The 24,375-nt window shown below is 70.0% G+C and carries 15 protein-coding genes and 9 pseudogenes; 5 read left to right on the forward strand and 19 right to left on the reverse strand.

What is annotated here, in order from left to right:
• Positions 1-10: 10 nt before the first annotated feature.
• The 3 genes from HK415_RS09085 to HK415_RS09095 form a co-directional block, all read right to left on the reverse strand.
• Positions 11-1,405 (reverse strand): ShlB/FhaC/HecB family hemolysin secretion/activation protein, encoded by a 1,395-nt coding sequence (locus tag HK415_RS09085; protein WP_253261826.1) that lies wholly within the window; start codon positions 1,403-1,405, stop codon positions 11-13.
• Positions 1,406-1,664: 259 nt separating this feature from the next.
• Entirely contained in the window at positions 1,665-1,976 is a 312-nt protein-coding gene (locus tag HK415_RS09090; protein WP_171558332.1) for a BON domain-containing protein, read from the reverse strand.
• A 44-nt stretch (positions 1,977-2,020) separates the two neighbouring features.
• Positions 2,021-2,845 carry a beta/gamma crystallin-related protein gene (locus HK415_RS09095; RefSeq protein ID WP_171558334.1) on the reverse strand — a complete coding sequence of 275 codons (825 nt, stop codon included), beginning with the start codon at positions 2,843-2,845 and terminating at the stop codon, positions 2,021-2,023.
• 144 nt (positions 2,846-2,989) lie between these two features.
• Between HK415_RS09095 and HK415_RS09100 the strand changes: the two are divergent.
• Positions 2,990-3,708 (forward strand): annotated as a pseudogene (locus HK415_RS09100) (Crp/Fnr family transcriptional regulator).
• 59 nt (positions 3,709-3,767) lie between these two features.
• Complete coding sequence (locus tag HK415_RS09105) at positions 3,768-5,030, forward strand: sensor histidine kinase (RefSeq protein ID WP_171558336.1); 1,263 nt, start codon at positions 3,768-3,770, stop codon at positions 5,028-5,030.
• On the opposite strand, the gene HK415_RS09110 is transcribed toward HK415_RS09105, so the two are convergent.
• From HK415_RS09110 to rpsB, 16 genes and pseudogenes are all read right to left on the reverse strand, one after another.
• On the reverse strand, positions 5,027-5,806 hold the full coding sequence (locus HK415_RS09110; RefSeq protein WP_171558339.1) for a TrmH family RNA methyltransferase: 780 nt from the start codon (positions 5,804-5,806) through the stop codon (positions 5,027-5,029). The two genes, HK415_RS09105 and HK415_RS09110, sit on opposite strands and share 4 nt — an antisense overlap.
• A complete protein-coding gene (gene rnhB / locus HK415_RS09115) occupies positions 5,803-6,393 on the reverse strand; it encodes a ribonuclease HII (RefSeq protein WP_216369936.1) in 591 nt (196 codons plus the stop codon). The genes HK415_RS09110 and rnhB overlap by 4 nt, the downstream gene beginning before the upstream one ends.
• A gap of 94 nt (positions 6,394-6,487) precedes the next feature.
• Positions 6,488-7,632 (reverse strand): annotated as a pseudogene (lpxB, locus tag HK415_RS09120) (lipid-A-disaccharide synthase).
• A 2-nt stretch (positions 7,633-7,634) separates the two neighbouring features.
• Positions 7,635-8,423: an acyl-ACP--UDP-N-acetylglucosamine O-acyltransferase gene (gene lpxA / locus HK415_RS09125; protein ID WP_171558341.1), complete on the reverse strand. Its 789-nt coding sequence runs from the start codon at positions 8,421-8,423 to the stop codon at positions 7,635-7,637.
• 17 nt (positions 8,424-8,440) lie between these two features.
• Positions 8,441-8,878, reverse strand: a complete 438-nt coding sequence (fabZ, locus tag HK415_RS09130) for a 3-hydroxyacyl-ACP dehydratase FabZ (RefSeq protein WP_171558343.1) — start codon at positions 8,876-8,878, stop codon at positions 8,441-8,443.
• Between the two features lie 9 nt (positions 8,879-8,887).
• Positions 8,888-9,856: a UDP-3-O-(3-hydroxymyristoyl)glucosamine N-acyltransferase gene (gene lpxD, locus HK415_RS09135; RefSeq protein ID WP_171558346.1), complete on the reverse strand. Its 969-nt coding sequence runs from the start codon at positions 9,854-9,856 to the stop codon at positions 8,888-8,890.
• Positions 9,857-9,869: 13 nt separating this feature from the next.
• Positions 9,870-10,382, reverse strand: coding sequence for an OmpH/Skp family outer membrane protein (locus HK415_RS09140; RefSeq protein ID WP_171558348.1), 513 nt, complete (start codon positions 10,380-10,382; stop codon positions 9,870-9,872).
• Positions 10,382-12,676, reverse strand: a complete 2,295-nt coding sequence (bamA, locus tag HK415_RS09145; RefSeq protein WP_171558351.1) for an outer membrane protein assembly factor BamA — start codon at positions 12,674-12,676, stop codon at positions 10,382-10,384. Before bamA ends, HK415_RS09140 begins: the two co-directional genes overlap by 1 nt.
• 48 nt (positions 12,677-12,724) lie before the next feature.
• Positions 12,725-14,099 (reverse strand): annotated as a pseudogene (gene rseP, locus HK415_RS09150) (RIP metalloprotease RseP).
• Positions 14,100-14,109: 10 nt separating this feature from the next.
• A pseudogene (gene ispC, locus HK415_RS09155) lies at positions 14,110-15,299 on the reverse strand (1-deoxy-D-xylulose-5-phosphate reductoisomerase).
• Positions 15,296-16,149: pseudogene (locus HK415_RS09160) on the reverse strand (phosphatidate cytidylyltransferase). The pseudogenes ispC and HK415_RS09160 overlap by 4 nt, the downstream one beginning before the upstream one ends.
• A 13-nt stretch (positions 16,150-16,162) precedes the next feature.
• Complete coding sequence (gene uppS / locus HK415_RS09165; protein ID WP_373684553.1) at positions 16,163-16,909, reverse strand: polyprenyl diphosphate synthase; 747 nt, start codon at positions 16,907-16,909, stop codon at positions 16,163-16,165.
• 7 nt (positions 16,910-16,916) lie between these two features.
• A pseudogene (gene frr, locus HK415_RS09170) lies at positions 16,917-17,482 on the reverse strand (ribosome recycling factor).
• 16 nt (positions 17,483-17,498) lie between these two features.
• Complete coding sequence (gene pyrH, locus HK415_RS09175; RefSeq protein ID WP_171558353.1) at positions 17,499-18,221, reverse strand: UMP kinase; 723 nt, start codon at positions 18,219-18,221, stop codon at positions 17,499-17,501.
• Positions 18,222-18,291: 70 nt separating this feature from the next.
• The gene (tsf, locus tag HK415_RS09180; RefSeq protein ID WP_171558355.1) at positions 18,292-19,215 is read right to left on the reverse strand and encodes a translation elongation factor Ts; all 924 of its coding nucleotides are present in this window, start codon (positions 19,213-19,215) and stop codon (positions 18,292-18,294) included.
• A gap of 87 nt (positions 19,216-19,302) precedes the next feature.
• Positions 19,303-20,054 (reverse strand): annotated as a pseudogene (gene rpsB / locus HK415_RS09185) (30S ribosomal protein S2).
• Between the two features lie 208 nt (positions 20,055-20,262).
• On the opposite strand from rpsB, the gene HK415_RS09190 reads away from it, so the two are divergent.
• From HK415_RS09190 to HK415_RS09200, 3 genes and pseudogenes are all read left to right on the forward strand, one after another.
• On the forward strand, positions 20,263-21,606 hold the full coding sequence (locus HK415_RS09190; RefSeq protein ID WP_171558357.1) for an amidase: 1,344 nt from the start codon (positions 20,263-20,265) through the stop codon (positions 21,604-21,606).
• Positions 21,606-22,881 (forward strand): annotated as a pseudogene (locus tag HK415_RS09195) (D-amino acid dehydrogenase). The gene HK415_RS09190 and the pseudogene HK415_RS09195 overlap by 1 nt, the downstream one beginning before the upstream one ends.
• A gap of 51 nt (positions 22,882-22,932) precedes the next feature.
• Positions 22,933-24,355 (forward strand): annotated as a pseudogene (locus HK415_RS09200) (NAD(P)H-hydrate dehydratase).
• Positions 24,356-24,375 lie beyond the last annotated feature (20 nt).

Here is a 24,375-nt window from a genome sequence, read left to right on the forward strand (position 1 = left end):
TGGGTACTGCCTAGAGGTATTTGACGAGCTGGATCCAGAAGCGGCCGGAACGGTCCGGGGCGGAGGTCGCATCCTCGCTGCCCAGCTTGCGTGCGTAATAGGCGCGCACCAGGAAGTTGCCCGGGTCGGCCCAGTTCAGGCCCACGCCGGCGCCGCTGAGGGTGCGGCGGTTGTCGCCCGGTGCCCAGGGCTCCTTGTTCAGCCGCACGCTGCCGCTGTCGGCGAAGACGGCGAGCTGCATGCGTCCGGGCACGTTGGCCGGCAGCGGCGGCAGGTCCATGCGCAGTTCCAGCGTCGCCAGGTAGCCTTCGTCGGCATACGCCTCGCCTTCCGGATAGGCCCGCACGCCGTTCATGCCGCCCAGGGACATCTTTTCGGACACGTCCAGGTTCTTCGACGCCACCTGGCCGTTCACCCCCGCGTACAGCGAGAACGGTCCGCCCAGGCGCTGCAGCCGCAGCGCGTTGAACGACAGCTTGTCGAAGTGCCCCTGCGTGCGCGCGGTGAGCGCGTCCTGCGCGCGCGCCGCCGGCGTCTCGATGTCGATGTCGCCGCTGGCCCAGGTCAGGAAGTACGAGTTGACGCCGCCGCCGCCGAAACCGTCGCGGTGGTCGCCGAACACGCTGGCCATGAGGACGCGCGAGTTGCGGTCGGTCTGCGCCGGGATCGCATCCAGGTGGTCCTCGAACTTCTTGGCGTCGAAGGCGAGCTGCAGGTACAGGTTGCTGTTGCGGCTGCGGATCACGGGGTAGCGGCCGTAGACGCTGGCGATCTGCGCCGTGCCGTGCGCGCCGAGGCTGGCGAACTCCTTGCCCAGCTCGTACTCCAGGCGGCTGTAGGCCACGCCGACCTGGCCTTGGCCCACCTGCAGCTGGTACGACAGGCGCCCGTACTTCAGGCCCTGGCCCGAGGTCAGCAGCCGCAGGCTCGCGACGTCGCCCAGCCCGAGCGGATCGTTCAGGTTGATGGTGGCGCCCAGGCGCCAGGCCCCGGTGTAGCGGTTGCCCGCGTTGTCCAGGTCCACGCTGCCCGTGACGCGCCGGCCCGGCAGCACGTCCACCATGAGGTCGGAAGTGCCGACGGAAGCGCCGGGCACGAGCGTCGAGCGCACCTCCACGCCCGGGATGTCGGACAGCAGCAGCAGGCCCCGTTCCAGGGGCGGCGTGGTGATCACCTCGCCGGGCGTGAGCCCGGACAGCACGCCGTGGGCGACGCCGTCCCGCAGGTTCGACTGGTTGCGCAGCTGCACCTTGCCCAGGCGGCCTTCGCTGACCGCGATGGTGACGACGCCGTCACGGATCTCCTGCGCCGGCAGGTAGGCCTGTGCGACGAAGTAGCCGTTGCGGCGGTAGTGCCCGGTGATGCGGCCGGCCATCGCCTGCAGGTCGGCCAGGGAGTGCTGCATGCCCCCTGGAAACCCGTCATCGCGAGCAGCTGCCCGGGGTCGAACACGGTCGCCCCCTCCAGCCGCAGCGTGTTGACGACGATCCGCACGTCGCTCGGCACGCCGGCGGGCGGCATGCCTTGCGGCTCGATGCGGATCGCGGGCTCCGCGCGCGGCGGTGTGGGCGCCGGCGGCACCTGGAGGGCGCCGCCGGTAGGAGGTTGCTGCGCCAGGGCGGCCTGGGCCAGGCCGAACAAGGCCAGCGTGAGCAGTGACTTGTTCAAGGCCTGACGGAGATTTCGTTGCGCACCGAGCGGACGCCCGAGACGTTGCGCGCGATCGCTTCGGCGGTGGAGCGCTCGGTCGCGTTCTTGGCGAAGCCGGACAGCAGGACCGTGCCGTTGAGGGTCTCGACCTTGATGCTGGCCGCATCGACGTTGCGGTTGTCGATGAAGCGGGCCTTGACCGTGCTGGTGATCGCGGTGTCGTCGACGTAGGCGCCGACGGTTTCCTGGCCGCGCGTGACGGCGCAGCCGGACAGGGCAACGAGGGAAGCGGCCAGCGCGGAGGCGATGAGGGTGCGGATGTTCATGGAGTTTCTTTCGGTGATGGGAGGGTGGTGAGCGTGGCGGCGCGTCAGACGCGCGGCTCGCCGGCGCGGTTGACGGTGATGGTGCGGCCGGGAGCGGTGGCCGTCTGGATGCGGTGCTGCTGGCCGCGGAATTCGTAGGTCACGTCCCAGTAGCTGGGCTTCGCCTCGGCCGCGTTGTTGTCGCAGCGGCGCACGTCCTGCGTCAGGGGAGCCGGCGCGGCGCCGCCCCGGCCGTACTGCGAGCCCAGGGCCGCGCCGCCGACGGCACCGCCCACGGTGGCGATCTGCTTGCCGCTACCGCCGCCCACCTGGTGGCCGAGGATGCCGCCGATCACCGCGCCGATGGCGGCGCCCGGCAGGTTCAGGTTGCCCTGCGCCTGCGGCTGCTGCACGACCTGCTCGCGCTCCATCCAGCAGCGCTGGGCCGGCGTGCCGACCACGGCGCGGGCGGACGTCACCTCGGCGTCGAACAGGCGCTCGTTCCTGCGGCGGCGGAAGTCCTGCGCGACCACCGGCATGGGCGCATAGTCGGCTTCGGCGATGCGCTCGTTGGCCGGCAGCGGACGCACGGAGGAGATCCGGTCGTTCAGGCCCATGGCCTGCAGCGACGGGTACTGCCCGGGGCGCAGCACGGTGCAGCGCCCGTCGAAGCGGACGTCCTCGCAGGCCTGCCAGCGCTGGCCGGTGACGATGACGGAGGAGGCGCGGTCGCTGAAGCCGGAGCGCTCCATGTTGCCCACGCGCTGCTGCGTGCTGAAGCTGCGGCCCTGGAAGCCTTCCTTCTCGTAGAAGGTGACCTGGGCGGAAGCCTGGGCGGCGAAGGCGAGCACGGTGGTGGCGAACAGCGTGCGGACGGTGATGTTTTTCATGGGACCTCTTTCAGCCCGCAAGGTACGCAGCCGCGCCAGCCCGGTCTGTCCGCCAGCGTACCGAACGACGCCGAACGAGCGCTCCTCCTACACCTGCTCCCCCACCCGCTGCTCCTCCTATACTGCAGGCCACTTCGCCCCTCCATGGAACCCACCCCGGACCCCCGACAGAACTGGCTGCTCGCCGCGCTCGCCGATGCCGAGTGGGATCGCTTCGAACAGCACCTGCAGCCGGCCACCCTCCCCTCGGTGCCGTGCTCTACGAGCCTGGTTCCACCCCCACGCACGTGTTCTTCCCGACCACGGCGATCGTGTCGCTGCTCTACGTGATGGAGGACGGCGCGTCGGCCGAGATCGCCGTCGTCGGCAACGAGGGCCTGGTCGGCATCTCGCTGTTCATGGGCGGGCACTCGACCTCCAGCCAGGCCGTGGTGCAGGCGGCGGGCCAGGGCTTCCGGCTCGACGCGGGGATCATGCTGCAGGAGTTCAACCGCAGCGGCGCGGTGATGCACCTGCTGCTGCGCTACACGCAGGCGCTCATCACGCAGATGGCGCAGACCTCGGTGTGCAACCGGCACCACGCGCTCGACCAGCAGCTGTGCCGCTGGCTGCTGCTGACGCTCGACCGGCTGCACTCCAACGAGCTGGTGATGACCCAGGACCTGCTGTCGAACATCCTCGGCGTGCGCCGCGCCAGCATCAGCGACGCGGCGGGGCGGCTGCAGAAGGACGGCCTGATCCGCTACGAACGCGGCCGGGTCACCGTGCTGGACCGCCCAGGGCTGGAGGGCCGCTCCTGCGAGTGCTATGCGGTGGTGAAGAAGGAGTACGACCGGCTGCTGCCCGACATCAAGGCAACGTAAAGACGCGCAAAGGCCTACACTGGACGTTCCACTGACTCGGCTCCCTCGTGCCCTAGCCGATGGGCGCGAGCCCCGTCAGTCCGCATCCGCACCTTCTCGATGGGTGCAGCCATGCAGTCCTCCGGTTTCCTCGCCACCAGCGTGCCCGCCCCCGCGCGGCCGGTTCCCTCCCCGCATCGCAGTCCACCCCACCGCGTCCGCGGCTCTCGGACTTCCTGCGCTCGCACGCGAACGAGATCCTGGAGGCCTGGGACGAGTTCGCGGCCACCGTGAACCACGACGGCAAGGCGCTGGACGCGGTGGCCCTGCGCGACCACGCCGCGGAGATCCTCCAGACCATCGCCAAGGACCTGGCGCAGCCGCAGTCGCCCCACCAGCAGGACGAGAAGGGCAAGGGCCGCGGCCCCAGGGGCATCGACCCCACGCCGGCGGAGACGCACGCGGACTTCCGGATGGTCGCGGGCTTCGCGGTCGACGCGATGATCACCGAGTACCGCGCGCTGCGCGCGAGCGTGCTGAAGATCTGGGCCAAGGACGGCGGCGGCACCGAGCCGGAGGACCTGACCGACCTCACGCGCTTCAACGAGGCCATCGACCAGTCGATCGCCGAATCGGTGGCGCGCTACACCCGGCAGACCCACTCGGCGAGCGAGCTGTTCATCGGCGTGCTCGGCCACGACATCCGCAACCCGCTGGGCACCATCATGATGAGCGCCGAGTACCTGGTGCGCTCGGGCCAGCTGTCCAAGGGCGCCGCGGCGCCGATCGTGAACGCCTCGGTGCGCATCAAGGCGATCATCGAGCAGGTGGTGGACTTCACGCGGGCCCAGGCCGACGGCGAGATGCCCATCCTGCGCGTGCCCGGCAACCTCGCGGACCAGCTCGCGAAGATCGTCGAGGAAACGCAGGTGCGCCACCCCACGCGGACGGTGCGCTTCGAATCCTCGGGCGATTTCGAGGGCAGCTGGGACGAAGGCCGCATGGGCCAGTTGCTGTCCAACCTGCTCGGGAACGCGCTGATCTACGGTGCGCGCGACGGCGAAGTCACCGTCCGGATGTGGAACGCAGGTGCGGAAGTGGGCTTCTCCGTGCACAACCACGGCAAGCCGATCCCCCTCGCGGAACAGGAGCGCATCTTCCAGCCGCTGGAACGGGGCCTGCACCAGCAGCTCAGCGGCGAGCACCGCGAGCCGACCGGGCTCGGGCTGGGCCTCTACATCTGCCGCGAGATCGTGATGGCGCACGGCGGGACCCTGCAGGTGGACTCCCGCGAAGGGAAGGGAACGACCTTCAGGGTGTCGCTGCCTCGGACCGTGGCCTAGCGAGCGTGCGCCGCGGCGCTTGCGTGCAGGCAGATCGCCGCCGCCGCGGCGACGTTGAGGGACTCCTCGCCACCGGGCTGCACGATGCGCACGAACTGCGTCGCCCGCGCCGACAGCACGGCGCCCACGCCCTGCCCTTCGTGCCCCAGCACCCACGCGCACGGCCAGGGCAGCGCCGCCCGGTGCAGGTAGTCGCCCTGGTGCGAACTGGTCGCCAGCAGGGGCACCTGCAGCCCGTCCAGCCGCTGCGGCTCCAGGCCTTCGACGAGGCGCAGCCCGAAGTGCGCGCCCATGCCGGCACGCAGCACCTTGGGACTCCACAATGCCGCCGTGCCCTTCATCGCCAGCACCTGCGGGAAGCCGAAGGCACCGGCGCTGCGCAGGATGGCGCCCACGTTGCCGGCGTCCTGCAGGCCGTCGAGGATCACGGTGGGTGCGTCCGGCTGGAGCGCGGGCTGCGGCGGCAGCGGCAGCACGAAGGCCATGCGGCCGGGCGACTCCAGCGCGCTGACCGTGGCGAACAGTCCGTCCTCGATGGTGACCACCTTGCCGGCCGCGTCGGCCCACTGGTGGCCCGCGGTGCCGAAGTAGGAGGCCTGGAACACCGCGTGCGAGGGCTGCAGGCCGCGCTGCAGCGCGGCGCGGCACAGGTGGTCGCCCTCCAGCCAGATGCGGCCCTGCTTGCGGTAGGCGTGGCTGTCCTGCGCCAGCCGGCGCAGGTCCTTCAGCAGCGCGTTGTCGCGCGAGTGGATGTGCTGCGGGGCCGTGTCGGTCACTGGACCTGCACGGAGACCGTGACGCCCTCTTCCAGCAGGAACTGCGCGGCCACCGGCGCGAAGTGCCGGCGGTGATGCACGCAGGGGCCGTGCACGCGCAGGGCTTCCAGGTGCTCCGGCGTGCTGTAGCCCTTGTGCGCGGCGAACCCGTACTGCGGGAACTGTTCGTGCAATTCCACCAGCATGCGGTCGCGCGTGACCTTGGCGATGATCGAGGCCGCCGAGATGGACCGGACCTTGGCGTCGCCGTCGACGATGGCTTCCGAGAGGATGTCCAGCTTGGGCAGGCGGTTGCCGTCCACCAGCACCTTCACCGGCTTCAGCCGCAGGCCCTCCACGGCGCGCTTCATGGCCAGCATGGTCGCGTGGAAGATGTTCAGGTCGTCGATTTCCTCGACCGAGGCCATGCCGACCGAGCAGCACAGGGCCTTCTCGCGGATCTTGTCGTACAGCCTGTCTCGCTGCAGCGGCGACAGCACCTTGGAATCCGCCAGGCCGAGGATGCGCTTCTTGTCGTCGAGGATCACCGCGGCGGCGACCACGGGGCCGGCCAGCGGGCCGCGGCCCGCTTCGTCCACTCCGGCCATCAGGCCCACCGGTTCCGGGAATACCAGCGGCACCTGCCGCGGCCGCACCGCCGCCCGGGTGCGGATCGTCGTGGTCCGGATGCGCCTGTCGGTCTCAGGAGGCGAGGACTTTTTCGATGGCATCGGTGGCGAGTTGGGCGGTGTCGCGCTGCAGCAGCTGGTGCAGGTCGCGGAATTTCGCCTGCACGGCCTGCATTCTGTCAGGGCTGTCCAGCCATGCGGCAATGGCCCCGCGGAGCAACTCGGGTTTTGCGTTGGACTGCAGCAACTCGGGCACCACGAAATCCCCGCACAGGATGTTGGGCAGCCCCACCCAGGGCTGCAGCTGGCGCGGCTTCATCAGCGCGTAGGTGAGCCAGTGCGTGTGGTAAGCGATCACCATCGGCCGCTTGAACAGCGCCGTCTCCAGCGTGGCGGTGCCGCTGGCCACCAGGGCCACGTCGCAGGCGGCCAGCACGGCGTGCGACTGGCCGGTGACGATGGTCAGGTGCCGCGGGGAGGGCCCGGTGCGCGCGAGCTGGCTGATGCGCGCCTGCAGCGCCGGCATCGCGGGAATGATGAACCAGGCGTTCGGGCGCTGCTTCTGCAGCAGCGCGGCGGCCGCCAGGAAGCGCGGCGTCATGGCCTCGACCTCGGAGGCGCGGCTGCCGGGCAGCAGCGCGATCACCTCGCCGTCCGCCGGGACGCCCAGGGCCTTGCGCGCACCGGCCTTGTCGGGCTCCATCGGGATCACGCTGGCCAGGGGTGGCCGACGTAGGTGCTGGCTACGCCGTGCTTCGCCAGCAGCTCGGGCTCGAAGGGGAAGATGCACAGCACGTGGTCGCAAGCCTTCTTCAGCTTCTCCACGCGCTTCATGCGCCAGGCCCAGATCGAGGGGCAGACGAAGTGCACCGTCTTCACGCCGGCGGCGCGCAGGCCGGACTCCAGGCCCAGGTTGAAGTCGGGCGCGTCGACGCCGATGAACACGTCGGGACGGTCCTGCAGCAGGCGGTCGCGCAGCGCGTTGCGGATGCCGGCGATCTCGCGGTAATGCCGCAGCACCTCGGCGTAGCCGCGCACGGCCAGCTTCTCGTAGGGCCACCAGGGTTCGAAGCCATGGGCGGCCATGTGCGGGCCGCCGATGCCGCCGGAGGCCAGCTGCGGCCAGCGCTGGCGCATGCCCTGCAGCAGCAGGCCGGCCAGCAGGTCGCCCGAGGCTTCGCCCGCGACCAGCGCGGCGCGCGGTGCCCTGTTCTCCATGGTCAGCGGACGATGCCGCGGGTGGCGGCGGCGAGGAAGGCGCTCATGAGAGCGACGTCCTCCTTCGCCTCCGGCACGGACTGCGCGAGCGCGTCGATCGCGCCGCGGGCGGCGTCCAGGGTGCGGCCTTCGCGGTACAGCAGCTTGTGCATCTGCTTGACCGCGGCGATGCGCTCGGCACTGAAGTCGCGCCGGCGCAGGCCCACGGCGTTGAAGCCGCGCACGGCCAGCGGATTGCCGTCCACCAGCATGAAGGGCGGCACGTCCTGCGAGACCGCGCTCTGGAAGCCGACCATGGCATGCGCGCCGACCTTGACGAACTGGTGGATGCCGGTGAGGCCGCCGACCGTCACCCAGTCGCCCAGCTCCACGTGCCCGGCCAGCGTCGTGTTGTTGGCCAGCGTGGTGCGGTTGCCCACCACGCAATCGTGCGCGACGTGGGTGTAGGCCATGATCCAGTTGTCGTCGCCGATGCGCGTGACCGCCTTGTCCTGCACCGTGCCCACGTGCAGCGTGACGAATTCGCGGATGGTGTTGCGGTCGCCGATCACCAGTTCGGTGGGCTCGCCCTGGTACTTCTTGTCCTGGTTGGCCGCGCCGATGGAGCCGAACTGGAAGATGCGGTTGTCGCGGCCGATGGTGGTGTGGCCCTCGATCACCACGTGCGCAGCCACCGTGGTGCCGGCGGCGATCTTCACGTACGGGCCGATCACCGTATAGGGACCGACGGTGACGCTGGCGTCCAGTTGCGCCTTCGGGTCGACGAGCGCGCTCGGGTGGATGTTCGCCATGCGGCCCCTCCTCCCGCTCAGGACACCGTGCGCATCGTGCACATCAGCTCGGCCTCGCAGGCGATGTCCTCGCCCACGCGCGCCGTGCCCTTGAACTTGTAGATGCCGGCCTTGTGGCGCAGGATCTCGACGTCCATGATCAGCTGGTCGCCCGGCTCCACCGGCCGCTTGAAGCGCGCGCCGTCGATGCCCGCGAAATAGATGACCGAATTGGCGTCGCGCGTGGCGGTGTCGCCGGCGAAGGCGAGCAGGCCCGCCGTCTGCGCCATGGCTTCGAGCATTAGCACGCCCGGCATCACCGGCCGGTGCGGGAAGTGGCCGGTGAAGAAAGGCTCGTTGATGGTGACGTTCTTCAGCGCCTTGATCGACTTGCCCGGGTCGACGGCCAGCACCCGGTCCACCAGCAGGAACGGGTAGCGGTGCGGAAGCTTCTTCAGGATCTGGTGGATGTCCATGACTGCGTTTCAGGTTTTCTTTTCCAGCGCCTTGATCCGGTCGCGCAGCGTGTGCAGCTGCTTGAGCGTGGCGGCGTTCTTTTCCCAGGACGCATTGTCGTCGATGGGAAAGATGCCGGTGTACAGGCCGGGCTTGAGGATGGAGCGCGCCACGAAGGAGCCGGCCGAGATGTTCACCTTGTCGGCGATGGTGAGGTGGCCCAGGATCATCGCGGCGCCGCCGATCATGCAGTGGGCGCCGATGTTCGCGCTGCCGGCGATGCCGGTGCAGCCCGAGACCACCGTGTTGCGGCCGATGCGGCAGTTGTGGCCCACCTGGATCAGGTTGTCCAGCTTCACGCCGTCCTCGATCACGGTGTCGGCCAGCGCGCCGCGGTCGATGCAGGTGTTGGCGCCGATCTCCACGTCGTCGCCGATGCGCACGGCGCCCAGCTGCTCGATCTTCTCGTAGCCGCCCTGGCTGGGCGCGAAGCCGAAGCCGTCGGCGCCGATCACCACGCCGGCGTGCAGGATGCAGCGCGCGCCGATGACGCAGCCTTCCGCCACGTACACGCGCGCCTTCAGCACGGTGCCCGCGCCGATGCGCGCGCCGCGCTCCACCACGCAGTGCGGGCCGATGCGCGCGTCGGGCGCCACCACCGCTTCGGGGTCGATGACCGCACTGGGGTGGATGGCGGGGCCCGCCGGCCGCGCATGGGCCCGCTTCCACAGTTGCGTGACGCGGGCAAAGTAGGCGTAGGGGTCGTCGGCGACGATGCAGGCGCCGCGCGCCAGCGCCGGCTCGCGCATCGCCGGCGCGACGATCACGCAGCCCGCGCGCGAGGCCTCGAGCTGCGGGCGGTAGCGGGGGTTGCTCAGGAAGGCGAGCTGGGAGGGCTGGGCCGATTCGAGCGGCGCGAGGCCCTCGATCGCCAGCGCGGAGTCGCCATGAAATTCGCCCCCGAGGGCCGCGACGATCTCGCCGAGTTGGAGCGCCACGCCCGGGTGCGCGTCAGCGCGCGGAGTTGAGCGCCCTGATCACCTTGTCGGTGATGTCGTGCTTCGGGTTGATGTAGACGGCTTCCTGCAGGATCAGGTCGTACTTCTCCTGCTCGGCCACCTGCTTGACCACGCGGTTGGCGCGGTCCAGCACCGCCTGGAGTTCCTCGTTCTTGCGCGCGTTCAGGTCTTCCTGGAACTCGCGGCGCTTGCGTTGGAACTCGCGGTCCTGGTCGACCAGCGACTTCTGGCGCTGGCCGCGCTGCGCCTCGGACAGCGTGGCCGCCTCGCGCTCGAACTTCTCGGAGGCCGCCTTCAGCGTGGTGCCCAGGTCGTTGAGTTCCTTCTCGCGCCGCGCGAATTCCTGTTCCAGCTTGGCCTGCGCCTGCTTGGCGGAATTCGCTTCCCGGAAGATCCGGTCGGTGTTGACGAAACCCACGCGGAAGTCCTCGGCCTGCGCCTGCGCGCCGAACACCAGCGCACCCAGCGCGAGCGCCAGGCAGTGACGGGAGAAGGTCTTCTTCATCAGAAGGAGGTTCCGATCTGGAATTGGAATCTCTGGATTCTATCCCCAGGCTTCTTGCGCACGGGCTGGGCGATGGCGATGCGCAGGGGGCCGATCGGCGACAGCCAGGACAGGCCCAGGCCCGCCGACGCGCGCAGTTCCTGCACTTCGAAGGGGTCGTTCTCGCCGAACACGTTGCCCACGTCGGCGAAGGCGTACCAGCGCAGCGTGCGGTCGTTGCCGGTGCCGGGGAAGGGGGCGATGAATTCCGCGTTGAGCGTGAGCTTCTTGGCGCCGCCGATGCTGGAGCCGGTCACGTCCTTCGGGCCCAGGGTGCCCTGGTCGAAGCCGCGCACGGAACCCAGGCCGCCCGAGTAGAAGTTCTTGAACACCGGGAACGGGCGGTCGTTGAAGCCCTTGCCCCAGCCCAGCTCGCCGTTGAAGGCCAGCGTGTAGAGGCGGCTCAGGGCGAAGTACTGCTGGTACTGCAGGTTGGTGCGCAAGTAGCGCGCGTCGCCCGCGACACCGGCTTCACCGGCCACGCGCATCAGGCGGCCGGTGGTGGGCACCAGGGCGCTGTCGCGGTCGTCGCGCGACCAGCCGACGGTAACGGGCACCGTGGAGCTGGTGAAGCCGAAGCGGTCCGCGTACGCCAGGTACACGGCGGGGATGTTGGTGCCCGGCTTGATCTGCGTGCGCTCGAAGCCCAGGCCGAAGAAGACCGTGTCCACCTCGCTGAAGGGAATGCCGAAGCGCAGGCCGGCGCCCGAGGTCACCAGCTGGTAGTTGCCGCCCTGGTCGTTGTAGGGCCGCGAGCTGCGGTGGTACAGGTCGAAGGCGCGCGAGATGCCGTTGGGCGTGAAGTACGGGTTGACCGAACTGAACGCGATGGTGCGGTTGAACTTGCTGGTGTTCACCTCGATGCCGAGGTAGTTGCCGGTGCCGAAGGCGTTTTCCTGCTTCACCGAGAACGACAGCGCCAGCTTCTCGGCGCTGGAGAAGCCGGCGCCCAGTTGCAGGCTGCCGGTGGGCTTCTCGGCCACGACGATGTTCAGGTCCACCTGGTCGGGCGAGCCGGGCACGTCGCTGGTCTCGACGTTGACTTCCTTGAAGAAGCCCAGGCGGTCGATGCGGTCGCGCGAGAGCTTGATCTTCTCGGCGTCGTACCAGCTCGATTCGAACTGGCGGAACTCGCGGCGCACCACTTCGTCGCGCGTGCGGTTGTTGCCGGAGATGTTGATGCGGCGCACGTAGGCGCGGCGCGAGGGGTCGGCCACCAGCACGAAGGCCACGCGGTTGTTGGCGCGGTCGATCTCCGGGCGGGCCTCGACCTGCGCGAAGGCATAGCCGAAGTTGCCGAAGTACTCGGTGAAGGCCTTGGTGGTCTCCGTCACCTGGTCGGCGTTGTAGGGCTCGCCCGGCTTGATCTTCACCAGGGTCTTGAACTCCTCGCCCTTGCCCAGGTAGTCGCCCTCCAGCCGCACGCCGGAGACGACGTAGCGCTCGCCCTCGGTGATGTTGACCGTCACGCTGATGTCCTGCTTGTCCGGCGAGATCGCGACCTGCGTCGAATCGATGCGGAACTCCAGGAAGCCGCGGCGCAGGTAGTAGGAGCGCAGCGCCTCCAGGTCGGCGTTGAGCTTGGTGCGCGAATAGCGGTCCGACTTGGTGTACCAGGAGAGCCAGCCGCCGGTGTCCAGGTCCATCTGGTCGCGCAGCGTCTTCTCCGGGAAGGCCTGGGCGCCGATGATGCGGATGTCCTTGATGCGGGTGGGCTCGCCTTCGCTGACCGTGAAGGTGAGGTTGACGCGATTGCGCTCGATCGGCGTGACCGTGGTGACCACCTCCGCGCCGTACAGGCTGCGGTTGATGTACTGGCGCTTGAGCTCCTGCTCGGCGCGGTCGGCCAGCGCCTGGTCGTAGGGGCGGCCTTCGGTCAGGCCGATGTCGCGCAGCGCCTTCTTCAGCGTGTCCTTGTCGAACTCGCGGGTGCCGACGAAGTCGACGTCGGCCACGGTCGGCCGCTCTTCCACCGCCACGATCAGCACGTCGCCCTGCACTTCCAGGCGCACGTCCTTGAACAGGCCCAATGCGAACAGGGCCCGGATGGCGGCCGAGCCCTTGTCGTCGTTGTACTGGTCGCCCACGCGGAAGGGCAGCGAGGCGAACACGGTACCGGGCTCGACCCGCTGCAGGCCCTCGACACGGATGTCGCGCACGGTGAAGGGGTCGACCGCCCAGCTGTTCGCCGCAAAGGCCAGGACGCACACGGCCGCAACGGTACGCACGCGCAAGCGCTTGATTTGTTTCTTCATTGATTCAGGAAAGACGCCGGCGGGACCGGCGGCGGCAGCAACGTTGTTCTATCCAAAGAGCCGGGCGACGTCGTTGAACAGCGCGATCGACATCATCACCAGCAGCACCGCCACGCCACCGCGCTGCAGGCGCTCCATCCAGGCGTCGGAGACGCTCCTGCCCGTGACGGCCTCCCAAAGATAATACATCAGGTGCCCCCGTCCAAGACCGGTAGAGGCAGCAGGTTGAGCACGCCCAGGCTCACGCTGATGAGGGCGAGGAAGGTCAGGTACTGGGTGAAGCCGAGGCTGGCGGACTTGCCGGCATAGTCGGCGATGGTCAGCGGGCCGCTCAGGTTCTTCACCGAAGCTTCGCCGATGACCATGCGGCCCATCATGCGCAGCGTCAGCGCGGACACCTCCCAGGTGCGCACGACGCCGTTCCACAGGCCGTCCACGGGACCGTGGCGCACGGTCACCATGGCCGGCGGCACGCCCACGAAGGCGGAGATGCGGCCCACCGGCGGCTGGCCGCCGTCGGTGACGACGTCCGGCGTCACCGGCAGCTGCAGGCGCTGGCCGGCGCGCTCGATGTCCCAGCTGGAACGCACCGCCTGGCCGCCCTGCACCTGCGCGCGGATCAGGTCGCGCAGCTGCTGCGCATCCCCCACCTCCTTGCCGTCCACCCGCAGCACGACGTCACCCTTGCGCAGGCCGGCGCGTTCGGCGGCCCCGCGGGCCATCACCTCGCCCAGCACCGGCGGGCTCCAGGGCGCGACGATGCCGACCTTGCGCAGCAGCTGCGCATCGGCCTCGCGCGAGCTCAGGCGCGACAGGGGCAGCAGCACCTCGCCGCCGCGGCTGGCGCCCTCGCGCGCCAGCACCAGGCGCAAGTCGCGCCCGTCGAGCGCGCCGCGCGTGAGCATCCAGCGCAGTTCCTCGAAGGAGCGGATGGGCTCCACCGCATCGCCTTCCAGCCCGGCACTGGCCACGCGCTCGCCGCCGCGCAGGCCGGCCTCGGCCGCCAGCGAGCCGGCCACCGGGCTGCCCAGCACGGGCTGCGGCTCCTGCACCCCGATCCAGTTGACCGCGGCATAGAGCAGGATCGCCAGCAGCAGGTTGGCGGCGGGACCGGCGGCGACGATGGCCGCGCGTGATTTCAGGGGTTGGGTGTTGAAGGCCTGGTGGCGCTCGGACGCGGGCACGTCGCCTTCGCGTTCGTCCAGCATCTTCACGTAGCCGCCCAGGGGAAGGCGCCGATCACGAACTCGGTGTCCTGGCCCGGGCGCGGCTTGCGCGGTTTCCAGCTGTAAAGGGTCTTGCCGAAGCCCACCGAGAAACGCAGCACCTTCACGCCGCAGGCGACGGCCACGCGGTAGTGGCCGTATTCGTGGACCGCGATCAGCAGGCCCAGGGCGACGATGAAGGCGACGACGGTCAGCATGGGGGCTCCCTCAGTGGGCCAGCCGGCCGATGGCCCGGTCCGCGGCGCGGCGGGCCTCGGCGTCCAGCGCCAGCAGGTCCTGCAGGGTTTGCGGCTTGGAGGGCTGCAGGGCCTCCAAAGTTGCAAGGTTTACCGAGTGGATCTGGTCGAAGCGGATCCGCCGGTCCAGGAAGGCGGCGACCGCCACCTCGTTGGCGGCGTTCAGCACCGCGGTGGTGCCGGGTGCGGCCGCCAGGCTGTCCCAGGCGAGCTGCAGGCCGGGGAAGCGCTCGCGGTGGCCGCGGCTGTCCAGCGACTCGAAGCTCATGTCGGCCAGCGCGCCGAAGTCGAGTGCCTGCGCGCCGGACGCCACGCGCTCCGGCCAGGCCAGGCCATAGGCGATCGGCACGCGCATGTCGGGGTGCCCAGTTGCGCCACCACCGAGGTGTCCCGGTACTGCACCATCGAGTGGATCACGCTCTGCGGATGGATCACGACCTGCAGCCGCTGCGGCGCCAGCCCGAACAGCCAGCGCGCCTCGATGATCTCGAGCGCCTTGTTCATCATGGTCGCCGAGTCCACCGAGATCTTGCGCCCCATCACCCAGTTGGGATGGGCGCAGGCTTCCTCGGGCGTGACGTCGCGCAGCGTCGCCGGGCTGCGGGTGCGGAACGGGCCGCCGGACGCGGTGAGGATGATCTTCTCCACCCGCGCGTCCCAGGTCGCCGGGTCTTCCGGCAGCGACTGGAAGATCGCCGAGTGCTCGCTGTCGATCGGCAGCAGGCGGGCGTCGCCCTGCTTCACCGCCGCCAGGAACAGTTCGCCGCCGACGACCAGGGCTTCCTTGTTCGCCAGCAGCAGCTTCTTGCCGGCGCGCGCCGCGGCGATGCAGGAGGACAGGCCGGCGGCGCCGACGATGGAGGCCATCACCGTGTCCACCTGCTCGTGCGACGCGATCGTGTCGAGCGCCGACGCGCCCCAGAGCACGCGGGTGGGCAGGCCGCTCGATTCGATGCGAGCGGCCAGCGCGCGGCCGGCCTCTTCCTGCGCCATCGCGGCGAAGGCAGGCCGGAACTGCAGGCACTGCTGCAGCATGAGGTCCACCTGCGAGGACGCGCTGAGCGCGAACACCTCGAAGCGGTCCGGATGGCGTGCCACCACGTCCAGCGTGTTGGCCCCGATCGATCCGGTGGAGCCGAGGACTGCTATGCGTTGCTTCATCGTTGGGCCAGGGTGGCCAGCATCATCGCCAGGGGGAGCGTGGGAAGCAAGGCGTCGACCCGGTCGAGCACGCCGCCGTGTCCCGGCAGCAGCTGGCTCGAATCCTTGATGCCGGCGCTGCGCTTGACGAGCGACTCGGTCAGGTCGCCGATCACGCTCATGGCGCCCAGGAAGACCGCGGCCAGCACCAGCACCAGCCAGTTCATGGAAGCCAGGCGCGAGTACAGGCTGGGCACCTGGGCCTGCGCCGCGCTGTCGGCCAGCGTCCAGGCGATCGCCAGCACCACCACGCCGGCCAGGCCGCCCCAGACGCCTTCCCAGCTTTTCTTCGGGCTGATCACGGGGCCAGCCTGCGCTGGGTGAACTTGCCGCCGAAGGCGCGGCCGGCGAAGTAGGCGAAGATGTCCGCGACCCACACCAGCACCAGGATCGACAGCAGGAAGTTGGGCCCGATCACGCGCGCCTGCGCCATCGCGAGCCAGGCCAGCACCAGGGCCAGCACGCCGCCCACCACGCGCACGCCGCGCGGGATGCGCGGCCAGCCGTCGACGCCCGCGCGCACCAGGGCGGCGCCGGCGAGCACCCAGGCCGCGCCGACCACCAGCCAGAGCATACTGGAGGGCGCGTGCGTCCAGCCCAGCGCCCAGGTCGCCGCGCACAGCGCCAGCGTGACCACGCCCAGGGCGATGTTGGCGCCCTGCGGCAGGCCGTTCAGGCGGCCCCACTCCCAGCCGCCGGCGGCGATCATGACGAGCGCGATGAACAGGAAAGGCTCCGGCGTCTTCCAGAACAGCGCCGGCAGGAGGATCGCCAGCAGGACCAGGGCGGTGATGACGCGCTGCTTCAGCATCGCGGCACCGCCTTCAGGCGGCCTTCCTGTTGGCGCGCGCTGAAGGTGCGAGCTGCTCGGACGTGCGGCCGAAGCGGCGTTCGCGCCGGCTGTAGTCGGCGATCGCCTTGTCGAGCGCCGCGGCGTCGAACTCCGGCCACAGCTTGTCGCTGAAATAGAGCTCGCTGTAGGCCGCCTGCCAGAGCAGGAAGTTGCTGATGCGCAGTTCGCCGCCGGTGCGGATCACCAGGTCCGGATCCGGCACGTGGGCCAGCGCCATCGCGCGCGACAGGCTCAGTTCGGTGATGGCTTCGCCGCCGCGCGCCGCCAGCTGCGCCGCCGCCTGGGTGATGTCCCAGCGGCCGCCGTAGTTGAAGCAGACGTTGAAGACCAGGCGGTGGTTGCCGGCGGTCAGCGCCTCGGCCTGCGCGAGGCCGCTGCGCACCTTCTCCGACAGCGCCGAGCGGTCGCCCACGAAATGGATGCGCACGCCTTCGGCCTGCAGCTGCGGCACCTCGCGCGAGAGCGCGGCGGCCAGCAGTTCCATCAGGCCCGAGACCTCGTCGGCCGGCCGGTTCCAGTTCTCCGAGGAGAACGCGAACACGGTGAGCACCTTCACGCCCAGGTCGCCGCAGTGCCGCACGCAGGCGCGCAGGACGTCCAGCCCCTTCTTGTGGCCGGCCACGCGCGGCAGGAAGCGCTTCGTCGCCCAGCGGCCGTTGCCATCCATGACGATGGCGATGTGGTGCGGGACGGTGCGGGCCGTGCCCATGCGGGTCATGGAGGCCTCAGACCTCCATGATCTCCTTTTCCTTGGAGGCCACCAGCGCATCGATCTCGTTGATGTGCTTGTCGGTGAACTTCTGCACGTCGCCTTCGGCGCGCTTCAGGTCGTCCTCGGTCGCCGTCTTGTCCTTGACCAGCTTTTCTTCACGTGCTCGTTGGCGTCGCGGCGCAGGTTGCGGATGGCGATCTTGGCGTTCTCCGCCTCGTGCCGCACCAGCTTGGTCATCTCCTTGCGGCGCTCCTCCGACATCGGAGGCATGGGCACGCGCAGCAGGTCGCCCATCGAGGCGGGGTTCAGGCCGAGGTCGCTCTCGCGGATGGCCTTCTCGATCTTGGCGCCCATGCCCTTCTCGAAGGGCTGGACCGAAATGGTCCGGGCGTCCAGCAGGTTGACGCTGGCCACCTGGCTGATCTTCATCATGGTGCCGTAGTACTCGACCTGCACCGTGTCCAGGATCGCCGGGTTCGCGCGGCCCGTGCGGATCTTGGTCAGGGTGTTCTTGAAGGCGGCGATGGACTGGTCCATCTTGGCCTGCGCGTTCTGCTTGATTTCAGCGATCGTTGCCATTCTTGTGCTCCTCTCTTCAGGCGTACACCAGGGTGCCCTCGTCCTCGCCCAGCACCACCCGCTTGAGCGCGCCGTTCTTGAAGATGGAGAACACCTTGATCGGCAGCTTCTGGTCGCGGCACAGCGCGAAGGCCGTGGCGTCCATGATGCCCAGGTTCTGCTGCATCGCCTCGTCGAAGCTGATGCGGGTATACCGTTTGGCCGAGGGATCCTTCTGCGGGTCGGCGGAATAGACGCCGTCCACCTTGGTGGCCTTGAGCACCATCTCGGCGCCGATCTCGGCGCCGCGCAGCGCGGCGGCGGTGTCGGTGGTGAAGAAGGGGTTGCCGGTGCCGGCCGCGAAGATCACGACCTTGCCCTCTTCCAGGTACTGCAGCGCCTTGGGCCGCACGTAGGGCTCGACCACCTGCTCGATGGCGATGGCCGACATCACGCGCGGCACCAGGCCCTGCTTCTGCATCGCGTCGGACAGCGCCAGCGCGTTCATCACCGTGGCCAGCATGCCCATGTAGTCGGCGGTGGCCCGGTCCATGCCGACCGAGCCCGTGGACACGCCGCGGAAGATGTTGCCGCCGCCGATCACGACGGCGACCTGCACGCCCATGTGCACCACTTCCGCGACCTCCTCCACCATCCGCACGATGGTCGCGCGGTTGATGCCGAAGGCGTCGTCCCCCATCAGGGCCTCGCCCGACAGCTTGAGCAGGATGCGCTTGTGGGCTGGCTGGGCGGGAGGCATGAAACGGATCTCCTGATGTGACGTTGCGTCGAGTGTAATGGGCGCGGCCTCCGGCGGGACGGCGTGAGGCTTACGCCGCCTGCTTGGCCGCGGCCACCTGGGCGGCCACTTCGGCGGCGAAGTCGTCGGCCTTCTTCTCGATGCCCTCGCCCACCACGTACAGCGTGAACGCCTTGACCGTGGTGTTGGCGGCCTTGAGCATCTGTTCGACCGTCTGCTTGTCGTTCTTCACGAACGGCTGGTTCAGCAGAGAGACTTCCTTCAGGTACTTCTGCACGCCGCCCTCGATGCGCTTGGCGACGATCTCGGCGGACTGCGCCGGCTTGCCGGCGGCTTCGGCGGCCTTGCGGTCTTCGTCCGCCTTGCCGGTGGCCACGGCGCGCTCCTTGGCGATCAGGTCGGCGGGCACGTCGGCGCTGGACAGCGCGACCGGCTTCATGGCGGCGATGTGCATGGCGACGTCCTTGGCGGCGACCTCGTCACCCGTGTACTCCACGACCACGCCGATGCGGGTGCCGTGCAGGTAGCTCACCAGCTTGCTGTCGCCGGCGAAGCGCTTGAAGCGGCGGAAGCTCATGTTCTCGCCGATCTTGCCGATCAGGCCCTTGCGCACGTCTTCCAGGGTGGGGCCGAAGCCGTCCTGGCTGTAGGGCAGCGCGCCCAGCGCCGCGACGTCGGCCGGGTTGTTCTTCGCGATCAGCTCGGCGGCCGCGCGGGCCATGCCCAGGAAGCTGTCGTTCTTGGTGACGAAGTCGGTTTCGCAGTTGACTTCCAGCAGCGCGCCCGTGGTGCCCGCGATCGACGCGGTGACCACGCCTTCGGCGGTGATGCGGGAGGCGGCCTTGCCGGCCTTGTTGCCCAGCTTGACGCGCAGCAACTCCTCGGCCTTCTCCATGTCGCCATTGGCCTCGGTCAGGGCCTTCTTGCATTCCATCATGGGCGCGTCGGTCTTCGCGCGCAGTTCGCCGACCATGCTTGCGGTGATTGCAGCCATCTTGTCCTCTACTCGGTTCTGTTCAGTTGGATCTTGGTGTGCAAAGGGGGCTCAAGAGCCCCCTTCGTCGCGGCTTGGGGCCGGAGTTCAGGCGGCAGCGCCTTCCTTGACTTCCACGAACTCGTCGCCACCCTGGGCCACGGCGCGCTGGACGTCGCCGGCGGGGTTGCTCTTGCCTTCCAGGATGGCGTCGGCCATGCCGCGGACGTAGAGCGTGACGGCCTTGGAGGAGTCGTCGTTGCCGGGGATCACGTAGTCGATGCCCTCGGGGAGTGGTTGGAGTCCACCACCGCGATGATCGGGATGCCCAGCTTCTGCGCTTCGGCGACGGCGATCTTGTGGTAGCCGACGTCGACGATGAACAGGGCGTCCGGCAGGGTGTTCATGTCCTGGATGCCGCCGATGTCCTTCTCCAGCTTGTCCAGCTCGCGCTGGAACATCAGCTGTTCCTTCTTCGACATGGCTTCGAGGCCGGCTTCCTGCTGGGCCTTCATGTCCTTCAGGCGCTTCAGGGAGATCTTCACGGTCTTGAAGTTGGTCAGCATGCCGCCCAGCCAGCGCTGGTTCACGAAGGGCATGCCGGCGCGCTGCGCCTCGGAGGCGACCAGCTCGCGCGCCTGGCGCTTGGTGCCGACCATCAGGATGGTGCCGCGGTTGGCGGCCAGCTGCCGGGCGAACTTGGTCGCCTCCTGGAACATGGGCAGCGTCTTTTCCAGGTTGATGATGTGGATCTTGTTGCGATGGCCGAAGATGAACGGGGCCATCTTGGGGTTCCAGAAGCGGGTCTGGTGTCCGAAATGGACACCGGCTTCCAGCATTTCGCGCATGGACACAGGCATGGGGAGCTCCGAAGGTTGGGTCTAGAATCCCGCCCAGAAATCGCAACGTGTTGGAGTTGCGACACCTCGAGGGGGCGGGATCCGCGATTTGTCCTGCTGACAGCGGCCTCGCCATCGTGCGAGTCGAAAGCCGACCCACTTCGTGCGTGCCACCCAGCAAAACCGCGAGATTCTAGCACAGGCCCCTTCGCCAGACCCTGCCTCATCCATGCCCCGACCCGACCTGCACACCACCCGCGAGCGCCTGCGCCAGGGCCTGACCACGGCCGCCGCCGAACTGGCCGCTGCCCGGGAGATCGCCCACTCCGCGGCCAGCACCCACGTGTTCGTCAAGACCCGCTTCGAGGCGGCCGAGGCCGAGGCGAAGCAGGCGCCGGTCCAGTCGCTGCTGGCCGGGCTGCCGGTCACCGTCAAGGACCTGTTCGATTGCGCCGGCGACGTGACCACTGCCGGCTCGGTCGCGCTGGTCGACGGCGCCCCGGCCGCCCGCGACGCGGTCGCCGTCGCGCGGCTGCGCGCCGCCGGCGGCGTGGTCGTGGGCCGCACCAACATGACCGAGTTCGCTTTCTCGGGCGTGGGCATCAACCCGCACTACGGCACGCCGCCCAATCCCTGCGACGCGGCCACGCCGCGCATTCCCGGCGGCTCGTCCTCGGGCGCCGCGGTCTCGGTGGCCACCGGCGCGGCCTTCATCGGCCTGGGCTCGGACACGGGCGGCTCGATCCGCATCCCGGCGGCCCTGTGCGGCATCGTCGGCTTCAAGAACACGGCGCGCCTGACGCCGCTGGAAGGCGCCTACCCGCTGTCCACGACGCTGGACACGGCCTGCGCCATGACCCGCAGCGTGCGCGACGCGGTGCTCGCGCACGAGGTGCTGGCCGCGCGCAAGGTGGTGCGGGACGACACGCCGCTGGCCGGCTACCGCCTCGCGGTCGCCACCACGCAGATGCTCGAGGGCCTGGACGCCACCGTGGCGCGCGCCTTCGAGCGGACGCTGAAGATGCTGCGCGCCGCCGGCGCGCGCATCGACGAGATCCCGCTGACGCAGATCCAGGACCTGGGCGCGATCCAGTCCACCGGCGGCTTCACCGCCGCCGAAAGCTACTCCTGGCACCGCCGCCAGCTGCTGGCGCAGGAAGGCACGCGCTACGACCCGCGGGTGCGGGTGCGCATCGAACGCGGCGCGCAGATGAAGGCCTGGGAATACCTCGACCTGCAGCGCGCCCGCGGCGCCTGGATCGCCGGGGTGGAACAGGCGCTGGCCGGCTATGACGCGGTGCTGTCGCCCACGGTGCCCGTGGTGGCGCCCACGATCGCGGAGGTCGCCCCCGGCGCCGAGCGCGACGAGGCCTTCTTCCGCACCAACGCGCTGCTGCTGCGCAACCCGAGCGTGGTGAACATGCTGGACGGCTGCGCGCTGTCCCTGCCCTGCCAGGCGGCCGGCGAACTGCCGGCGGGCCTGATGGTTTGGCACGGCGCCCTGCATGACGATACGATCCTGAACATCTCGCTGCAGATCGAACAGCTGCTCTCTTCCGCTTTCCCCAACTGATGAAAATCGCCATCGTGGGCGCCGGCATCATCGGCGTGACCACCGCGTACGAACTCACCGCCGACGGCCACGAAGTGACCGTCTTCGAGCGGCACGGGGCCGCAGCGCTGGAAACCAGCTTCGCCAACGCCGGCGTGGTGGCGCCCGGCCTACGTCACGCCCTGGGCCGCGCCCGGCATGACCGCCAAGGTCGCCCGCTACCTGTTCAGCCGGCATGCGCCGGTGCGCCTGTGCTGGCCGCTGGCCGCGCACGAGCTGCGCTGGATGATGCGCTGGCGGCGGGCCTGCGACCTCGACACCTACCTTGCCAACCGCGGCCGCCTGCAGCGCCTGGCCTTCTACAGCCGCAGCCGCCTGCACCAGCTCACCGAGGACCTGCAGCTCGAATACGACCGCAGCACCGGCTACATGGTGCTGCTGCGCTCGGAGAAGGACCGCAAGATGGTGCAGCCCGGGCTGCAGGTGCTGCGCGACGCCGGCGTGAAGTTCCAGGAGATCGATGCCGCGAAGGCGCGCGTGCTGGAGCCGGCGCTGAATCCGGACACGGACTTCGCCGGCGCCGTGCACCTGCCGGAGGACGAAGTGGGCAACTGCCGGCAGTTCGCCCTGCTGCTGAAGAACCAGACGCAGGCGCTCGGCGCCCGCTTCGAGTTCAACTGCTCGGTCGCGCCGCTGGACGCGGCGCAGCCGACGCTGCTGCGCATCACCCAGGGCAACGATGCCGCACCCGTCACGCAGCGCTACGACGCCGTGGTGGTCTGCAGCGGCCTGGCCTCCGCGGCCATGCTGCGGCCGGTGGGCCTGCGCGTGCCACTGGCCGCCGTGCACGGCTACTCGATCAGCGCGCCGATCCGCGAGCCGCTCAACGCGCCGCGCAGCGGCGTGATGGACGACCGCTACAAGGTGGCGATCTCGCGCCTGGGCAACCGCGTGCGCGTGGCCGGCAGCGCGGAGATCGGCGGCCAGCCGAACCACAAGCGGCCGGGCGCGCTGCAGACCCTGTACAAGGTGCTGCACGACTGGTTCCCGGGCGCCGCGCAGCTGGCCAACACCGGAAGCGCGGTGCAGGAGTGGAAAGGATCGCGGCCCATGCTGCCCGACGGCCCGCCCGTGCTGGGCGCCACCGGCATCCCGGGCGTGTGGATCAACATCGGCCACGGCTCCAGCGGCTGGGCGCTGGCCTGTGGCAGCGCGCGCGCCGTCGCCGACCTGATGTCGGCGCGCGCGCCCGACGTGGACCTCGAAGGCCTGGGCGTCGAGCGGCTGGCTCCTTAGGGTGGGCTCCGCGCAGCGGACCCCACCATCCGGCGCAGGCACAATCGACGCATGCAGCGCGTCACCCCCGATCGCCCCTGGCCCCTGCACGACGTGGCGGCCATCCGCCGGCTCGAGCAGGCCGCATCGGCGGCGCTGCCCCCCACACGCTGATGCAGCGCGCCGGCCTGGCGGTCGCCCGGCTGGCACTGGCGCTCGCCCCCATGCGCGCACCGTCTGGGTGGCCTGCGGGCCGGGCAACAACGGCGGCGACGGATTCGAGGCCGCCATGCACCTGAAGCGCTGGGGCAAGGAGCCGGTCGTGACCTGGCTCGGCGACCCGCAGCGCGCGCCCGAGGACGCGCGCACCTCGCTGCAGCGCGCCCGCGCGGCCGGCGTCTCCTTCGCGGCGCAGGCCCCGACGAGTGTGACCTGGCGCTGGACGCCCTGCTGGGGATCGGCAGCACGCGCGCTCCCGATGGCGCCATGGCGCAGCACATCGAGCGCCTCAATGCCTGCGGCGCACCCGTGCTTGCGGTGGACGTCCCCTCCGGCCTCGACGCGAACACCGGCCATGCGGGCCTGGTGGTGCGCGCCTCGCACACCATCGCCCTGATCGCGCTCAAGCCCGGCCTGTTCACCGCGCATGGCCGCGACGCCGCCGGCTGCGTCTGGCTGGACGAGCTGCAGCTCTCCCTGGCCAGCGAGCCGGCGGTGGGCACGCTGGCGCCGCCACCGTTGCAGCCGGCGCGGCTGCACGCGAGCCACAAGGGCAGCTATGGCGACGTGGCGGTCATCGGTGGCGCCCCGGCATGGCGGGGGCTGCCGTGCTGGCCGCGCGCGCTGCCCTGCACCATGGCGCCGGCCGGGTCTTCGTCGGCTTCCTGGATGCCGATGCGCCGGCGCTCGACGCGCAGCAGGCGGACCTGATGGTGCGCCCGTGGGAGAGCCTGGAGCTCGCGCAGATGGCGGTGGCCTGCGGCTGCGGCGGCGGCGAGGCGGTGCGCCTGGCGTTGCCGCGGGCCCTGAATGCCCGCGCGCTGGTGCTGGATGCCGATGCGCTCAACGCGATCGCGGCCGACGCGCGCTGCAGGGCCTGCTCACGGCGCGCGGCCGGCGCGGCGCGCCCACGGTGCTGACGCCGCATCCGCTGGAGGCGGCGCGGCTGCTGGAGCTGGACACGGCGATGGTGCAGGCCAACCGCCTCGACGCCGCGCGCGAACTCGCGCGCAAGTTCGCCAGCGTCGTGGTGCTCAAGGGCTCGGGCAGCGTGATCGCTGCACCGGACGGGGCGTTGCGGATCAATCCGACGGGGAACGCGCGGCTGGCGGTCGCGGGGACCGGCGACGTGCTCGCGGGGATGGTGGCCGCGCGGCTGGCGTCAGGGGAGGATGCGTTCGAGGCGGCGAGTGCGGCGGTTTACCTGCATGGCTTGGCGGCGGACCGGTGGGCGGCAGACCAGCCTTTGACCGCCGACCGGCTCGCAGCCACGTAGGCTGGGGTGACGAAGGAACC

Source organism: Ramlibacter montanisoli (assembly GCF_013087525.1).
GTDB classification, from domain to species: domain Bacteria; phylum Pseudomonadota; class Gammaproteobacteria; order Burkholderiales; family Burkholderiaceae_C; genus Ramlibacter; species Ramlibacter montanisoli.

What these genes read in the sequence shown, in the direction of transcription:
- HK415_RS09085 (WP_253261826.1), bottom strand. Translation starts at nt 1,405, where the DNA reads ATGCAGCACTCCCTGGCCGACCTGCAGGCGATGGCCGGCCGCATCACC.
- HK415_RS09090 (WP_171558332.1), bottom strand. Translation starts at nt 1,976, where the DNA reads ATGAACATCCGCACCCTCATCGCCTCCGCGCTGGCCGCTTCCCTCGTT.
- HK415_RS09095 (WP_171558334.1), bottom strand. Translation starts at nt 2,845, where the DNA reads ATGAAAAACATCACCGTCCGCACGCTGTTCGCCACCACCGTGCTCGCC.
- HK415_RS09105 (WP_171558336.1), top strand. Translation starts at nt 3,768, where the DNA reads ATGGGCGCGAGCCCCGTCAGTCCGCATCCGCACCTTCTCGATGGGTGC.
- rnhB (WP_216369936.1), bottom strand. Translation starts at nt 6,393, where the DNA reads ATGGCCGGAGTGGACGAAGCGGGCCGCGGCCCGCTGGCCGGCCCCGTG.
- lpxA (WP_171558341.1), bottom strand. Translation starts at nt 8,423, where the DNA reads ATGGCGAACATCCACCCGAGCGCGCTCGTCGACCCGAAGGCGCAACTG.
- fabZ (WP_171558343.1), bottom strand. Translation starts at nt 8,878, where the DNA reads ATGGACATCCACCAGATCCTGAAGAAGCTTCCGCACCGCTACCCGTTC.
- HK415_RS09140 (WP_171558348.1), bottom strand. Translation starts at nt 10,382, where the DNA reads ATGAAGAAGACCTTCTCCCGTCACTGCCTGGCGCTCGCGCTGGGTGCG.
- bamA (WP_171558351.1), bottom strand. Translation starts at nt 12,676, where the DNA reads ATGAAGAAACAAATCAAGCGCTTGCGCGTGCGTACCGTTGCGGCCGTG.
- uppS (WP_373684553.1), bottom strand. Translation starts at nt 16,909, where the DNA reads ATGACCCGCATGGGCACGGCCCGCACCGTCCCGCACCACATCGCCATC.
- pyrH (WP_171558353.1), bottom strand. Translation starts at nt 18,221, where the DNA reads ATGCCTCCCGCCCAGCCAGCCCACAAGCGCATCCTGCTCAAGCTGTCG.
- tsf (WP_171558355.1), bottom strand. Translation starts at nt 19,215, where the DNA reads ATGGCTGCAATCACCGCAAGCATGGTCGGCGAACTGCGCGCGAAGACC.
- HK415_RS09190 (WP_171558357.1), top strand. Translation starts at nt 20,263, where the DNA reads ATGCCCCGACCCGACCTGCACACCACCCGCGAGCGCCTGCGCCAGGGC.